We start from the raw sequence: 15,209 nt of genomic DNA, 5'->3' as shown, positions 1-15,209 counted from the left end.
ACGTAGGTCGGATAAGCCTCCTTCGCGGTGCATCCGACACTACCCCCAGTCCGAAGAGAATTTTCTGTCGTGAGAATTCGTTGAAAATCCGGTCCTGACGGGACTTTTACAAGGAATAAAGATCGCCATGTTACTACCCTGGCTAATATTAATTCCCTTTATCGGCGGCTTCCTGTGCTGGCAGACCGAACGCTTTGGCGTCAAGGTGCCGCGCTGGATCGCGCTGATCACCATGGGATTGACGCTGGCGCTGTCGCTGCAACTGTGGTTGCAGGGCGGTTATTCACTGACGCAATCCGCCGGAATTCCGCAGTGGCAGTCTGAATTCGACATGCCGTGGATCCCGCGTTTTGGTATCTCTATCCATCTCGCCATTGACGGGCTGTCGCTGCTAATGGTCGTGCTGACCGGTCTGCTCGGTGTGCTGGCGGTACTCTGTTCGTGGAAAGAGATCGAAAAATATCAGGGCTTCTTCCACCTCAACCTGATGTGGATCCTGGGCGGCGTTATCGGCGTGTTCCTTGCCATCGACATGTTCCTGTTCTTCTTCTTCTGGGAAATGATGCTGGTGCCGATGTACTTCCTGATCGCACTGTGGGGGCATAAAGCCTCTGACGGTAAAACGCGTATCACGGCGGCAACCAAGTTCTTCATTTACACACAGGCGAGTGGTCTGGTGATGTTGATCGCCATCCTGGCGCTGGTTTTTGTTCACTACAATGCGACCGGCGTCTGGACCTTCAACTATGAAGAGCTGTTGAATACGCCAATGTCCAGTGGTGTGGAATATCTGTTGATGCTGGGCTTCTTCATCGCCTTCGCAGTCAAAATGCCGGTGGTTCCGCTGCATGGCTGGCTGCCGGATGCGCACTCCCAGGCTCCGACCGCCGGTTCCGTTGACCTCGCGGGGATCTTGCTGAAAACTGCCGCTTACGGTTTGCTGCGTTTCTCCCTGCCGCTGTTCCCAAATGCGTCGGCAGAGTTCGCGCCAATCGCTATGTGGCTGGGTGTTATCGGCATCTTCTACGGTGCGTGGATGGCCTTCGCCCAGACCGATATCAAACGTCTGATCGCCTACACCTCGGTTTCCCACATGGGCTTCGTGCTGATTGCTATCTACACCGGCAGCCAGTTGGCCTACCAGGGCGCGGTAATCCAGATGATTGCGCACGGCTTGTCGGCGGCGGGTCTGTTTATTCTCTGCGGTCAGCTTTATGAACGTATCCATACCCGCGACATGCGCATGATGGGCGGTCTGTGGAGCAAGATGAAATGGCTGCCAGCACTGTCGCTGTTCTTTGCGGTGGCAACGCTTGGGATGCCTGGCACCGGTAACTTCGTCGGCGAATTTATGATTCTGTTCGGCAGCTTCCAGGTTGTCCCGGTGATTACCGTTATTTCTACCTTTGGGCTGGTCTTTGCATCTGTTTATTCGCTGGCGATGTTGCATCGCGCTTACTTCGGTAAAGCGAAAAGCCAGATTGCCAGCCAGGAACTGCCAGGGATGTCGCTGCGTGAGCTGTTTATGATCCTGTTGCTGGTGGTGCTGCTGGTACTGCTGGGCTTCTATCCGCAGCCGATTCTGGATACCTCGCACTCCGCGATTGGCAATATCCAGCAGTGGTTTGTTAATTCCGTTACTACTACAAGGCCGTAAATCGCCATGACAATAACTCCACAAAACCTGATCGCACTGCTACCGTTGCTGATCGTCGGCTTGACGGTGGTGGTTGTGATGCTCTCCATTGCGTGGCGACGCAATCATTTCCTCAACGCTACGCTCTCGGTTATTGGGCTTAACGCGGCGCTGGTTTCGCTCTGGTTTGTTGGCCAGGCGGGCGCTATGGACGTTACGCCGCTGATGCGCGTTGATGGTTTCGCCATGCTTTACACCGGGCTGGTATTGTTGGCGAGCCTCGCCACCTGTACTTTCGCCTACCCGTGGCTTGAAGGCTATAACGACAACAAGGATGAGTTCTACCTGTTGGTGTTAATTGCCGCCCTGGGCGGGATCCTGCTGGCGAATGCCAACCATCTGGCGTCTCTGTTCCTCGGTATTGAACTGATCTCTTTGCCGCTGTTTGGCCTGGTCGGTTACGCTTTCCGCCAGAAACGTTCGCTGGAAGCCAGTATCAAATACACCATCCTTTCTGCCGCAGCGTCTTCTTTCCTGCTGTTCGGTATGGCGCTAGTGTATGCGCAGTCTGGCGACCTGTCGTTTGTCGCGCTGGGTAAAAACCTCGGCGACGGTATGCTCAACGAGCCGCTGTTGCTGGCAGGTTTCGGTCTGATGATTGTTGGCCTCGGTTTCAAACTCTCTCTGGTGCCGTTCCACCTGTGGACGCCAGACGTATACCAGGGCGCGCCTGCGCCGGTTTCCACTTTCCTGGCGACGGCGAGCAAAATCGCTATCTTCGGTGTAGTGATGCGTCTGTTCCTCTACGCACCGGTGGGTGACAGCGAAGCGATTCGTGTGGTGCTGGCGATTATCGCCTTTGCCTCCATCATCTTCGGTAACCTGATGGCGCTGAGCCAGACCAATATCAAACGTCTGCTCGGTTACTCATCTATCTCTCACCTCGGCTATCTGCTGGTGGCGCTGATTGCGCTGCAAACTGGCGAGATGTCGATGGAAGCGGTAGGGGTTTACCTGGCCGGTTATCTGTTCAGCAGCCTCGGCGCGTTCGGCGTGGTCAGCCTGATGTCCAGCCCGTATCGTGGCCCGGATGCTGATTCCCTGTTCTCTTACCGCGGTCTGTTCTGGCATCGCCCGATCCTCGCGGCGGTGATGACGGTGATGATGCTGTCTCTGGCCGGTATCCCGATGACGCTGGGCTTTATCGGTAAGTTCTACGTGCTGGCGGTCGGTGTCCAGGCACACCTGTGGTGGCTGGTGGGTGCCGTGGTTGTCGGTTCGGCAATCGGCCTTTACTACTACCTGCGTGTGGCGGTGAGCCTGTACCTGCACGCACCGGAACAACCGGGTCGCGATGCACCGTCAAACTGGCAGTACAGCGCAGGTGGTATCGTTGTGCTGATCTCTGCACTGTTGGTACTGGTACTGGGTGTATGGCCACAACCGCTGATTAGCATTGTGCGGTTAGCAATGCCGCTGATGTAAGCTATCAGTTTGTAAGTCAGAAAGCCGCCGACATGTTCGGCGGTTTTTTTTGGAGCCCTGACACCATCACCCAACAATAACCGTCAGCGCATGATTCCCTTGTCGCAGCATACGTCGATACGCGCTAATCAGCTTTTCCATATCAAGCATGATCGAGGCAAAGAGTTGCCCCTCTAACTCTTCTGAAAAGGTCACTCCCGGATAAATCTCCATTTCATTGAGTCGCTTAATGGAAAACTGTTTACGCAGTTCATTTCGATCCAGTGATTCCAGTCGGTCGATTGTCGCGGCTAACTCCTGATTCCAGGTCAATCCAAGGAAGCCATCTATGCCATCTTCGAGGCTGTGTTCACCAAGCACGGCACGACTCAGCGGATCATTCTTCGCGGGATCAAAAGCAGAGGTGCCTGTCAGCCCAAAGTGTAAAAAATCCCAGCGTTTATCAATATCCAGTCGGCGTAATCCTGAAAGCGTGTCATGTATATTATCCATCAAAGGTTTTTCAGTAGACTCAAGCAGTTGGTTAATCTTTTCTGAGTCAATTTCTGCAAAATAGCCAATCATTCCCATTTATTTTTCCTCCGTTGAATTTCATGTTTCGCATCTTAAAACAGATGAGGGAAAATAAAATGTGCATGTCGCTTTTTCTGGACCCGCCTCGAGAAATTTTTATTATTTACTGTTGTATAACAAAGTTATAACACCATCCACTACCTAAGCCATTTTCTGATAATTCAATCTGTCTGCGGTATCACCGGGCAAGTGGTATTGTTTATTACGATAAAAAGCGGTGTCAGTAATCATTATGGCGGGAATATCGTGTTGCCAATAATTCAGGTGATCAGAGAAATCAATACCGGGAATAAACCCTGGGGCATTCATAGAATAAACAGATAAATCCTGAGATGACAACAATGCCGCTTTTACCTGACGAACGGCGTTGATATCCTGCATTCTGCCGACCACGGCAATAAAGTCTCCCCGATCGGGATAAAGCCAGGACATTGCCGGGTAAGGGTAATTCTGGCTTCCAGGCGCAGAGTCGTAATAGCCAATCGGGGACGCCCTGCGCGGTAACTCTGGCACCGCTACTGACAAAGACCTCTTTTATATACTCTACGGACCTATTCAGATTATCAATATTGTCGGCATTACGTGGATGCACAGTTTGTGTAAGATAACGAACTGTTTTTTCTCATTGCTCAGGAATTACGTGTCGGGGCGTTGGCGATAATGCAGTGACCCAGGGTTGGTAAAAAATAATCAGAGGGAGGGAAAACAGAAATAATATAACAAAAGGAAAATTTTTTTCATATGTAAATTATCAATAAAAGACGTTATTTTATCATTATTTATAATGAGTTATGACTGTTTGTTTTATTACGGTTGTTAGATCTATACAAAAAGTATCTTTTACAGTGGCTTCGCTATTTTAAAAAGGAATTCATATAAGGAAAAATATAATTATGTTATTTATTGGCAGATTGAGTTGACAGGGGGCAGAAATCTGAGGGTAAGAAAAGTCAGCAACAACAATCCACTACATCAACAGACCAGCAATCGCGTGCCGAGATACGCTGGAAATACCCGAAGATTGAACTGGCGGATGGTGTGACTGACATCAGTCAGTGATGACTTTTTAGTAAACTATGTTCGACCAGTCAGCATATTTACTGACTAGTCGAATTAATTAACAATGATGTTAACTTACTCTTTTGCTTGATGCTCTATTTTGGGGTTGTGAGTGTTTTATTTCTAAGTTTCTATAATAATGATTGATATTTGCATCGCCATATTTATCTAAATAACAATTTCTGTTTACCTGTCGATGTTGAAAATCAATTTCGTACTGCTCTTCTGCTGAATATTTTTAAATCTGCCAGCATAGTTTTTTAATAACGTATAGGGGGCGCTGTCAGAATTGCTTTCCCTTTGTTCAATCACTTCCTGGGCTGCCATGCACACAAATGCACCGCAACTTTGGCTTAAATGCTGCTGAAGAGCGGCATGTAAAAATATTATCTCGGGTTCAGTTAAATGAACTTTTATATTATTATTCGACATTTCTCCCATGAGTTCAGAATTAAAACTATTAATGACATGCTTAAGTGAATTTTCTTTATCATGGCCTAGTGCGCACAATGAGTTGAATATGACGCATTTAATTTGTTGTGTATTATTTTTTTTCATTTACTATTTTCTGTAGCGAAACTAATATCCAGTGTCCGCCAGTATTTATGGGGAATAACTGGACTTCTTTCGGCCATGATGGATCGCTCTTAATATTATCATTGAGAGCGTCTTCCAGATGAGTTCTGGTGGAGTAGGGGACGTAGAGACCAGTAGGATAATTGACTTGAGTATTTTTTGCATTAGCGGCGATCTTCTGAAGATAGCAATCTATTTCATCTGTGGTTAATTGACGATTTTTATCCCAGAAGTTTGTACCATCACTCAGTTCATTATTCTCATCATTTAAAAGCACCTTTGAAAGCGACTGTTTTTCAGATATAAGAGGAATTTCATCGCCGATAATTGTCATTAATTTCGAAGGGGAGGATAGCTTTTTGAACAGGAGATCATCTGAATTATCCGGAGCAGTTGGTTTAAGGTGGGAATTGGTTGCGGTATGTGCCAAATTATATAATTTTAAACAGGCATTTTTAATAAGTCGGATAATCGATAGGGTCTCATTTGTTGGGTTTCTAACAATATGGTAAAGAATATCTTCAGCTTTTTTTCCAAATTCATCATAACCTAACGCAATGTTATGCAGTAACTCAATACTTTCTTCATCTCCGGATAACGCTGTTTTTTTTAAAGACTGCAGTAATTCCTCGGTCACAGTAAATTTTTCTGCAAATGTCTGACTGAGTTTGGTTTGAGATAATTGACAATAATTGCTGACAACTGTAACCATCATATGCTCCTTTTAGTTGCAAAGGTTGTGCTGAATGAAGATAAAAAGAGGCAACTTATTGCTCTGAATATAGTGCGTAATGAGATGAATAAATATCAAAAATCGCTCAATATGCCCGTGTGGGTGGATATATGTAGCGCGGGTTGCGATAACAGGGCAAGTTTCGCCCTGTTTTTAATAATAAGCAGAGTTAAACGTTAAACATGGCCAAATCATTCGCCAGTTCAGTCGCCGGGAAAATTGACCGACATTCACGTAACAGGTGCTGACAACCTTTGTCATCATAGCGCGAGCTGACGTGGGTAATGATTAGCTTACCGACTCCAGCCTCACGGGCCAGTGTCGCAGCCTGGCGTGTAGAGCTATGACCGCGACTATTGGCTTTGGCTTCCATGGTTATATCCAGCGTCGCTTCGTGCACCATGACATCGACACCTTTAGCCAGGTCAAGTGCGGCATCGCAGGGGCCGGTATCGCCGAAAATAGCGAGTGCTTTACCTGGCACTGGAGCAGCTAAGTAATCTGCGCCGTTAATCTGCCTTCCATCTTCCAGCATGATTGTTTTGCCCGCTTTTAATTCCTGAAACAGTGGGCCAGGCGGTACGCCAGCAGCTTTTAATGCCTGGGCATTTAATGCACCCGGTTTATCATGTTCTTCAATACGATAGCCATAGCATTCCAGTGGGTGTTCCATTGGATAAGCGGTCACTTTGCGCAGGCCATCATCGAGAATTTCGCCAGCGCCAATTTCGACAATTTCCAGCGGATAATCGGTCCATGAGCCGCTAATCCGCAGCGCGGTCTCCACAAATTCACGGATACCTTGCGGACCATAAATCGTTAAGGGTTGGACAATACCAGACATAGAACGACTGCACAGCAAGCCGGGTAAACCAAAGAGATGATCGCCATGAAGGTGACTGATAAAAATCTTGTCCAGTTTTCCAGGGTTAAAGGCGGTATGCAGTAGCTGATGCTGGGTGCCTTCACCGCAGTCAAACAACCAAAGACCGCTTTGGGTCGGATGTTGCAGGTTAAGCAATATTGCCGTGACATTGCGCGTACGGGTTGGCACACCGGCTGAAGTACCTAAAAAAATTAATTCCATGAGTTCATCACGTTTCAAAAAATATTCCGGCTAGTATAAGGCATACATCTAAAAGGAGAGCATTATGATTGAATGGCAAGATCTGCATCACTCTGAATTATCGGTTTCCCAGCTTTATGCCTTATTACAACTGCGTTGCGCGGTGTTTGTTGTCGAGCAGAATTGCCCTTATCAGGATATCGATGGTGATGATTTGACGGGGGATAATCGCCATATTCTCGGTTGGAAAAATGATGAACTGGTGGCGTATGCGAGGATTCTGAAAAGTGATGATGATCTTGAGCCGGTCGTTATTGGTCGGGTGATTGTCAGTGAAGCGTTGCGTGGCGAAAAAGTGGGGCAGCAACTGATGAGTAAAACCCTCGACACTTGCACGCATCACTGGCCTGATAAGCCTGTTTACCTCGGGGCGCAGGCGCATCTGCAAAACTTCTACCAGAGTTTCGGTTTTATCCCTGTGACGGAGATCTATGAAGAAGATGGTATCCCACACATTGGGATGACACGCGAGGTAATTCAGGCGTAATCAATAACCCTTGTCTATAGTTAGTGACAGGTTTTACGCAAATGGAGAACGAGAATGTCTAATCAGTTTGGTGATACACGTATCGATGACGACCTGACGCTGCTTAGTGAAACACTGGAAGAGGTGCTCCGCTCCTCTGGCGATCCCGCCGATCAGAAATATGTTGAGCTGAAAGCGCGTGCAGAAAAAGCGCTGGATGATGTGAAAAAACGGGTTAGCCAGGCTTCAGACAGTTATTACTATCGGGCGAAGCAGGCTGTTTATCGTGCTGATGACTACGTCCACGAAAAACCCTGGCAAGGAATTGGTGTGGGCGCAGCCGTTGGGCTGGTACTAGGACTGTTGCTGGCACGCCGTTAAAACCTCCCTACACCGGGGTACTGCATTTTTTTTGAAGTACCCCGTATAATGTGAGGCTTTTAACAGGGAGAGGTCCGCGTGCAATCACTTACTACGGCGCTGGAAAATTTACTGCGCCATTTGTCGCAAGAGATTCCGGCGACACCCGGCATTCGGGTTATCGATATTCCTTTCCCTCTCAAAGACGCTTTTGATGCCTTGAGCTGGCTGGCCAGTCAGCAAACGTACCCGCAATTCTACTGGCAACAACGTAATGGTGATGAAGAAGCTGCCGTCCTGGGCGCGATTACCCGTTTTACGTCGTTGGACCAGGCACAACGTTTTCTTCGCCAGCACCCGGAACACGCCGACTTACGCATTTGGGGGCTGAATGCGTTTGACCCGTCGCAGGGCAATTTACTTTTACCACGCCTGGAATGGCGACGCTGTGGCGGTAAAGCCACGCTGCGGCTGACGCTATTCAGCGAAAGCTCCCTTCAGCACGATGCGATTAAGGCAAGAGAATTTATCGCCACACTGGTGAGTATCAAGCCCTTGCCTGGGTTACATTTAACCACTACGCGAGAACAACACTGGCCGGACAAAACGGGCTGGACGCAATTAATCGAACTAGCAACGAAAACCATCGCCGAAGGTGAGCTCGACAAAGTGGTGCTTGCTCGGGCAACTGATCTGCATTTCGCAAGTCCGGTCAATGCGGCGGCGATGATGGCGGCCAGTCGTCGACTGAATCTGAATTGCTACCATTTTTACATGGCCTTTGATGGCGAAAATGCTTTTCTTGGCTCTTCACCGGAACGGTTATGGCGGCGGCGTGACAAAGCGCTGCGTACTGAAGCGCTGGCGGGAACAGTAGCAAATCATCCTGATGATAAGCAGGCGCAGCAGTTAGGAGAGTGGCTGATGGCGGATGATAAAAACCAGCGCGAGAACATGCTGGTGGTGGAAGATATCTGCCAACGATTACAGGCCGATACCCAGACGCTGGATGTTTTACCGCCGCAGGTACTGCGTCTGCGTAAAGTGCAGCATCTTCGCCGCTGTATCTGGACTTCACTCAACAAAGCGGATGATGTGATCTGTTTACATCAGTTGCAGCCAACGGCAGCAGTTGCTGGCTTACCGCGCGATCTGGCGCGACAGTTTATCGCCCGTCACGAACCGTTCACTCGAGAATGGTACGCCGGTTCTGCGGGCTATCTCTCATTACAGCAAAGCGAATTCTGCGTTTCCCTGCGCTCAGCAAAAATCAGCGGCAATGTCGTGCGGCTATATGCTGGCGCGGGCATTGTCCGTGGCTCCGACCCCGAGCAAGAGTGGCAGGAAATCGACAACAAAGCGGCAGGGCTGCGTACTTTATTACAAATGGAATAGTAATGAGTCGCATCATTACCGATTCATATCAATAATCTATTTTTGTAGCTCCTTATACTTAGCCGCAATATTGATACCGGACAAACTCATGTCAGTAAGCGCATTTAACCGACGCTGGGCGGCGGTCATTCTGGAAGCATTAACGCGTCACGGCGTCAGACACATCTGTATCGCCCCTGGCTCGCGTTCTACACCGTTAACGTTAGCGGCGGCGGAGAATTCCGCATTCATTCACCACACCCATTTCGATGAGCGTGGACTGGGGCATCTGGCGCTGGGGCTGGCGAAAGTTAGCAAGCAGCCGGTGGCGGTGATTGTGACCTCCGGCACGGCGGTAGCAAATCTCTATCCGGCACTGATTGAAGCTGGGTTAACCGGAGAAAAACTGATCCTGTTAACCGCCGATCGCCCGCCGGAGCTAATTGACTGCGGCGCGAATCAGGCGATTCGTCAGCCGGGAATGTTCGCCTCTCACCCCACGCACAGTATTTCACTGCCGCGCCCGACCCAGGATATCCCCGCACGTTGGCTGGTTTCTACCATCGACCATGCTCTCGGTACGCTTCATGCTGGTGGGGTCCATATCAACTGCCCGTTTGCTGAACCGCTGTATGGCGAGATGGACGACACTGGGCTTAGCTGGCAACAGCGTCTGGGTGACTGGTGGCAGGATGATAAGCCGTGGCTGCGTGAAGCGCCTCGTCTTGAGAGCGAAAAACAGCGCGACTGGTTCTTCTGGCGGCAAAAGCGCGGCGTGGTGGTTGCCGGGCGCATGAGTGCGGAAGAGGGCAAAAAAGTTGCCCTGTGGGCGCAAACTCTTGGCTGGCCGCTGATTGGCGACGTGCTGTCGCAAACCGGACAGCCGCTGCCGTGTGCCGATCTTTGGTTAGGCAATGCCAAAGCGACCAGCGAACTGCAACAGGCGCAAATTGTGGTGCAGCTGGGAAGCAGCCTGACTGGCAAGCGGCTCCTGCAATGGCAGGCAAGCTGTGAACCAGAAGAGTACTGGATTGTTGATGACATTGAAGGGCGACTTGATCCGGCACACCATCGTGGACGCCGCTTAATTGCCAATATTGCCGACTGGCTGGAGCTGCATCCGGCAGAAAAACGCCAGCCCTGGTGCGTTGAAATCCCGCGCCTGGCGGAACAGGCAATGCAGGCGGTTATTGCCCGTCGCGATGCGTTTGGCGAAGCGCAACTGGCGCATCGCATCAGCGACTATCTGCCTGAACAGGGGCAATTGTTTGTCGGTAACAGCCTGGTGGTACGTCTGATTGATGCGCTTTCGCAACTTCCGGCAGGTTACCCGGTGTACAGCAACCGTGGGGCCAGCGGTATCGACGGGCTGCTCTCGACTGCCGCCGGCGTTCAGCGGGCAAGCGGCAAACCGACGCTGGCGATTGTGGGCGATCTCTCCGCACTTTACGACCTGAATGCGCTGTCGTTATTGCGCCAGGTTTCCGCGCCGCTGGTATTAATTGTGGTGAACAACAACGGCGGGCAAATTTTCTCGCTGCTGCCGACGCCGAAAAGCGAGCGCGAGCGTTTTTATCTGATGCCGCAAAACGTCCATTTTGAGCACGCTGCCGCGATGTTTGAGCTGAAATATCATCGTCCGCAAAACTGGCAGGAACTTGAAACGGCGCTTGCTGACGCCTGGCGCACGCCAACCACCACGGTGATTGAAATGGTGGTTAACGACACCGATGGTGCGCAAACGCTCCAGCAACTTCTGGCGCAGGTAAGCCATTTATGATCCTGCACGCGCAGGCAAAACACGGCAAACCAGGTTTACCCTGGCTGGTTTTTTTGCACGGTTTTTCCGGCGATTGCCACGAATGGCAAGAAGTGGGCGAGGTGTTTGCCGACTACTCACGGTTGTATGTTGATCTCCCAGGTCACGGTGGTTCGGCGGCGATTAGCGTCGATGGATTTGATGATGTCACCGACTTACTGCGTAAAACTTTGGTTAGTTACAACATCCTTGACTTCTGGCTGGTGGGGTACTCGCTTGGCGGACGGGTGGCGATGATGGCGGCTTGCCAGGGGCTGGCGGGGCTTTGTGGGGTTGTTGTCGAAGGCGGTCATCCGGGGCTGCAAAATGCTGAACAACGCGCGGAACGTCAGCGTTCCGATCGCCAATGGGCGCAGCGTTTTCGTTCCGAACCATTAACCGCGGTATTTGCCGACTGGTATCAACAGCCTGTTTTTGCCTCGCTCAATGACGATCAACGCCGGGAGCTGGTGGCGCTGCGCAGCAACAATAATGGCGCAACGCTTGCCGCCATGCTGGAGGCGACTTCTCTCGCCGTCCAGCCTGATTTACGTGCTAACCTTAGCGCCCGCACATTTGCGTTTTATTATTTATGTGGTGAACGTGACAGCAAATTCCGCGCTCTGGCGGCGGAACTGGCTGCCGACTGCCATGTCATTCCTCGCGCCGGACATAACGCGCATCGGGAAAATCCCGCTGGCGTTATCGCAAGTCTGGCGCAGATCTTGCGTTTCTGACTAAAGGACACAATATGATTTATCCTGATGAAGCAATGCTTTACGCACCGGTTGAATGGCACGACTGCTCCGAAGGTTTCGAGGACATTCGTTATGAAAAATCCACCGACGGTATCGCAAAAATCACCATTAATCGTCCGCAGGTGCGCAATGCCTTCCGTCCTCTGACGGTAAAAGAGATGATCCAGGCACTGGCAGATGCGCGTTATGACGACAACATCGGCGTGATCATTCTGACTGGTGCAGGCGATAAAGCGTTCTGCTCCGGTGGTGACCAGAAAGTGCGTGGCGATTACGGCGGCTATAAAGATGATTCCGGCGTACATCATCTGAACGTGCTGGACTTCCAGCGTCAGATCCGTACCTGTCCGAAACCGGTTGTCGCGATGGTGGCTGGCTACTCCATCGGCGGCGGTCACGTTCTGCACATGATGTGCGACCTGACTATCGCGGCAGATAATGCCATCTTCGGTCAGACTGGCCCGAAAGTCGGTTCCTTCGACGGCGGCTGGGGCGCTTCCTACATGGCTCGCATCGTCGGACAGAAAAAAGCGCGTGAAATCTGGTTCCTGTGCCGTCAGTACGACGCGAAACAGGCGCTGGATATGGGCCTTGTAAACACCGTGGTGCCGCTGGCGGATCTGGAAAAAGAGACCGTCCGTTGGTGCCGCGAAATGCTGCAAAACAGCCCGATGGCGCTGCGCTGCCTGAAAGCTGCGCTGAACGCCGACTGTGACGGTCAGGCGGGTCTGCAGGAGCTGGCGGGCAACGCCACCATGCTGTTCTACATGACGGAAGAAGGTCAGGAAGGTCGCAACGCTTTCAACCAGAAACGTCAGCCTGATTTCAGCAAATTTAAACGGAATCCGTAATGCGTAGCGCGCAGGTATACCGCTGGCAGATCCCCATGGACGCGGGGGTGGTTCTGCGCGACAGGCGGTTAAAAACCCGCGACGGGCTGTATGTTTGCCTGCGTGAGGGCGAGCGCGAAGGGTGGGGGGAGATCTCCCCACTGCCGGGCTTCAGTCAGGAAACCTGGGAAGAGGCGCAAAGTGTGCTGCTTGCCTGGGTAAATAACTGGCTGGCTGGCGATGGCGAGATACCGCAGATGCCTTCCGTTGCCTTTGGCGTAAGCTGTGCATTGGCGGAGCTGGCAGATACGTTGCCGCAAGCAGCCAACTACCGTGCGGCACCGCTGTGTAATGGCGATCCGGACGATCTGATCCTCAAACTTGCCGATATGCCGGGCGAGAAAGTGGCGAAGGTCAAAGTGGGATTGTACGAAGCGGTGCGCGACGGCATGGTGGTGAATCTGTTGCTGGAGGCAATTCCGGATCTGCATTTGCGTCTTGACGCAAATCGCGCCTGGACACCGCTGAAAGGTCAGCAGTTTGCCAAATACGTTAACCCGGATTATCGCGACCGCATCGCGTTTCTCGAAGAGCCGTGCAAAACCCGCGATGATTCGCGAGCGTTTGCCCGTGAAACCGGCATTGCCATTGCCTGGGATGAAAGCCTGCGCGAGCCGGATTTTGCCTTTGTGGCTGAAGAGGGCGTGCGCGCGGTAGTTATCAAACCCACGCTCACGGGCAGTCTGGAAAAAGTACGCGAGCAGGTACAGGCGGCGCACGCGCTGGGGCTGACGGCGGTGATCAGTTCTTCCATTGAATCGAGCTTAGGCTTAACGCAACTGGCGCGGATTGCCGCCTGGTTAACGCCGGACACCATTCCAGGGCTGGACACGCTGGATCTAATGCAGGCGCAGCAGGTACGTCGCTGGCCGGGTAGCACGCTGCCTGTCGTGGAAGTTGATGCACTGGAGCGGTTGTTATGATCTTCTCTGACTGGCCGTGGCGTCACTGGCGGCAAGTGCGGGGAGAAGCCATCGCCTTACGTCTTAATGACGAGCAACTCAACTGGCGCGAGCTTTGTGCTCGCGTCGATGAATTAGCCTCCGGATTTGCGGTGCAGGGTGTGGTTGAGGGCAGCGGCGTGATGTTGCGGGCGTGGAATACGCCGCAAACGCTGCTCGCCTGGCTGGCGTTACTGCAATGCGGGGCGCGGGTGTTGCCCGTGAACCCTCAGCTGCCGCAACCGTTGCTTGAAGAATTGCTGCCCAATCTGACGCTGCAATTTGCGCTGGTGCCGGATGGGGAAAACACGTTTCCGGCATTAACGTCGCTGCACATTCAGCGGGTTGAAGGCGCACATGCCGCTACGTGGCAGCCGACGCGTCTGTGCTCAATGACGTTGACCTCGGGTTCTACCGGGTTGCCGAAAGCCGCTGTCCATACTTATCAGGCCCATCTTGCCAGTGCCGAAGGGGTGTTATCGCTGATTCCGTTTGGCGATCACGATGACTGGTTGCTCTCTTTACCGCTGTTTCACGTCTCCGGTCAGGGAATTATGTGGCGCTGGTTATACGCTGGTGCGCGGATGACGGTACGTGATAAACAGCCATTGGAGCAAATGCTGGCAGGCTGTACTCACGCTTCACTGGTGCCAACACAACTCTGGCGTTTGCTGGTTAACCGCAGTTCCGTTTCCCTGAAAGCGGTGTTACTTGGCGGCGCGGCTATCCCGATCGAGTTGACGGAACAGGCGCGCGAGCAGGGGATTCGTTGCTTTTGCGGCTATGGTCTGACCGAGTTTGCCTCCACGGTGTGTGCGAAAGAAGCCGACGGCCTGGCAGACGTTGGTTCGCCGCTGCCGGGTCGGGAAGTGAAAATCGTTAATAATGAAGTGTGGCTGCGGGCTGCCAGTATGGCAGAAGGTTACTGGCGTAACGGGCAACTGGTTTCACTGGTTAATGACGAAGGCTGGTACGCTACGCGCGATCGCGGTGAGATGCATAATGGCAAGCTGACCATTGTCGGACGTTTAGACAATCTATTCTTCAGTGGCGGAGAGGGTATTCAGCCGGAAGAAGTCGAGCGCGTAATTGCTGCACATCCTGCGGTTTTGCAGGTGTTTATCGTCCCCGTTGCCGACAAGGAGTTTGGTCATCGACCGGTAGCGGTGGTGGAGTATGACCAGCAAACCGTTGATCTTGGCGAATGGGTGAAAGATAAGCTGGCCCGTTTTCAGCAACCGGTGCGTTGGTTAACGTTGCCGCCTGAACTGAAAAACGGCGGTATTAAAATTTCACGTCAGGCGCTAAAAGAGTGGGTGCAACGTCAGCAATAATTAACCCTCCGTTTCACTTCTCATTTCTGCCATTCCATTGCCGTTGATAAAGAGTTTATCTGTTAATCTGTAAATTGATGTGAAAACTCTTAGCAAACAG

Annotated in this window: 12 protein-coding genes and 2 pseudogenes; 10 read left to right on the top strand and 4 right to left on the bottom strand. The window is 51.6% G+C overall.

The annotated features are described in order from the left end of the window. Nucleotides 1-127: 127 nt before the first annotated feature. Together nuoM and nuoN are read left to right on the top strand one after the other, a co-directional pair. The gene (gene nuoM / locus OQV04_RS03020) at nt 128-1,657 is read left to right on the top strand and encodes an NADH-quinone oxidoreductase subunit M (protein WP_000926441.1); all 1,530 of its coding nucleotides are present in this window, start codon (nt 128-130) and stop codon (nt 1,655-1,657) included. Nucleotides 1,658-1,663: 6 nt separating this feature from the next. After that, complete coding sequence (nuoN, locus tag OQV04_RS03015) at nt 1,664-3,121, top strand: NADH-quinone oxidoreductase subunit NuoN (RefSeq protein ID WP_000156701.1); 1,458 nt, start codon at nt 1,664-1,666, stop codon at nt 3,119-3,121. A 66-nt stretch (nt 3,122-3,187) separates the two neighbouring features. Here the strand turns inward: nuoN and OQV04_RS03010 are convergent, their stop codons facing one another. The 4 genes and pseudogenes from OQV04_RS03010 to rbn form a co-directional block, all read right to left on the bottom strand. Continuing rightward, on the bottom strand, nt 3,188-3,691 hold the full coding sequence (locus OQV04_RS03010) for a YfbM family protein (RefSeq protein WP_000525360.1): 504 nt from the start codon (nt 3,689-3,691) through the stop codon (nt 3,188-3,190). 144 nt (nt 3,692-3,835) lie between these two features. Continuing rightward, nucleotides 3,836-4,412 (bottom strand): annotated as a pseudogene (locus OQV04_RS03005) (hypothetical protein). A gap of 411 nt (nt 4,413-4,823) precedes the next feature. Continuing rightward, nucleotides 4,824-6,044, bottom strand: a pseudogene (gene elaD, locus OQV04_RS03000) (deubiquitinase ElaD). 187 nt (nt 6,045-6,231) lie between these two features. Next, on the bottom strand, nt 6,232-7,149 hold the full coding sequence (gene rbn / locus OQV04_RS02995; RefSeq protein WP_032281264.1) for a ribonuclease BN: 918 nt from the start codon (nt 7,147-7,149) through the stop codon (nt 6,232-6,234). A 64-nt stretch (nt 7,150-7,213) separates the two neighbouring features. Between rbn and OQV04_RS02990 the strand changes: the two genes are divergently transcribed. The 8 genes from OQV04_RS02990 (at nt 7,214) to menE (ending at nt 15,109) form a co-directional block, all read left to right on the top strand. Beyond that, nucleotides 7,214-7,675, top strand: a complete 462-nt coding sequence (locus OQV04_RS02990; RefSeq protein WP_274446448.1) for a GNAT family N-acetyltransferase — start codon at nt 7,214-7,216, stop codon at nt 7,673-7,675. Between the two features lie 54 nt (nt 7,676-7,729). Further along, the gene (elaB, locus tag OQV04_RS02985) at nt 7,730-8,035 is read left to right on the top strand and encodes a stress response protein ElaB (RefSeq protein ID WP_000070621.1); all 306 of its coding nucleotides are present in this window, start codon (nt 7,730-7,732) and stop codon (nt 8,033-8,035) included. Nucleotides 8,036-8,113: 78 nt separating this feature from the next. Then, the gene (gene menF, locus OQV04_RS02980) at nt 8,114-9,409 is read left to right on the top strand and encodes an isochorismate synthase MenF (protein ID WP_001191387.1); all 1,296 of its coding nucleotides are present in this window, start codon (nt 8,114-8,116) and stop codon (nt 9,407-9,409) included. Between the two features lie 88 nt (nt 9,410-9,497). Then, complete coding sequence (gene menD / locus OQV04_RS02975; RefSeq protein WP_032281261.1) at nt 9,498-11,168, top strand: 2-succinyl-5-enolpyruvyl-6-hydroxy-3-cyclohexene-1-carboxylic-acid synthase; 1,671 nt, start codon at nt 9,498-9,500, stop codon at nt 11,166-11,168. Continuing rightward, a complete protein-coding gene (gene menH, locus OQV04_RS02970) occupies nt 11,165-11,923 on the top strand; it encodes a 2-succinyl-6-hydroxy-2,4-cyclohexadiene-1-carboxylate synthase (RefSeq protein ID WP_000600532.1) in 759 nt (252 codons plus the stop codon). The genes menD and menH overlap by 4 nt, the downstream gene beginning before the upstream one ends. A 14-nt stretch (nt 11,924-11,937) precedes the next feature. Continuing rightward, nucleotides 11,938-12,795, top strand: a complete 858-nt coding sequence (gene menB, locus OQV04_RS02965; protein WP_000639996.1) for a 1,4-dihydroxy-2-naphthoyl-CoA synthase — start codon at nt 11,938-11,940, stop codon at nt 12,793-12,795. Beyond that, on the top strand, nt 12,795-13,757 hold the full coding sequence (gene menC, locus OQV04_RS02960; RefSeq protein WP_032281260.1) for an o-succinylbenzoate synthase: 963 nt from the start codon (nt 12,795-12,797) through the stop codon (nt 13,755-13,757). Before menB ends, menC begins: the two co-directional genes overlap by 1 nt. Then, nucleotides 13,754-15,109, top strand: coding sequence for an o-succinylbenzoate--CoA ligase (menE, locus tag OQV04_RS02955; RefSeq protein WP_032281258.1), 1,356 nt, complete (start codon nt 13,754-13,756; stop codon nt 15,107-15,109). The genes menC and menE overlap by 4 nt, the downstream gene beginning before the upstream one ends. Nucleotides 15,110-15,209: the final 100 nt, after the last annotated feature.

The organism is Escherichia sp. Lx600-2 (assembly GCF_036662595.1).
GTDB lineage: Bacteria > Pseudomonadota > Gammaproteobacteria > Enterobacterales > Enterobacteriaceae > Escherichia > Escherichia coli.
Note: the sequence above shows the minus strand (reverse complement) of the source record. Positions and strands in the feature narration are given on the sequence as shown.

Coding starts and splice junctions, on each gene's coding strand:
- nuoM (WP_000926441.1), top strand. CDS start 128: ATGTTACTACCCTGGCTAATATTAATTCCCTTTATCGGCGGCTTCCTG.
- nuoN (WP_000156701.1), top strand. CDS start 1,664: ATGACAATAACTCCACAAAACCTGATCGCACTGCTACCGTTGCTGATC.
- OQV04_RS03010 (WP_000525360.1), bottom strand. CDS start 3,691: ATGGGAATGATTGGCTATTTTGCAGAAATTGACTCAGAAAAGATTAAC.
- rbn (WP_032281264.1), bottom strand. CDS start 7,149: ATGGAATTAATTTTTTTAGGTACTTCAGCCGGTGTGCCAACCCGTACG.
- OQV04_RS02990 (WP_274446448.1), top strand. CDS start 7,214: ATGATTGAATGGCAAGATCTGCATCACTCTGAATTATCGGTTTCCCAG.
- elaB (WP_000070621.1), top strand. CDS start 7,730: ATGTCTAATCAGTTTGGTGATACACGTATCGATGACGACCTGACGCTG.
- menD (WP_032281261.1), top strand. CDS start 9,498: ATGTCAGTAAGCGCATTTAACCGACGCTGGGCGGCGGTCATTCTGGAA.
- menH (WP_000600532.1), top strand. CDS start 11,165: ATGATCCTGCACGCGCAGGCAAAACACGGCAAACCAGGTTTACCCTGG.
- menB (WP_000639996.1), top strand. CDS start 11,938: ATGATTTATCCTGATGAAGCAATGCTTTACGCACCGGTTGAATGGCAC.
- menC (WP_032281260.1), top strand. CDS start 12,795: ATGCGTAGCGCGCAGGTATACCGCTGGCAGATCCCCATGGACGCGGGG.
- menE (WP_032281258.1), top strand. CDS start 13,754: ATGATCTTCTCTGACTGGCCGTGGCGTCACTGGCGGCAAGTGCGGGGA.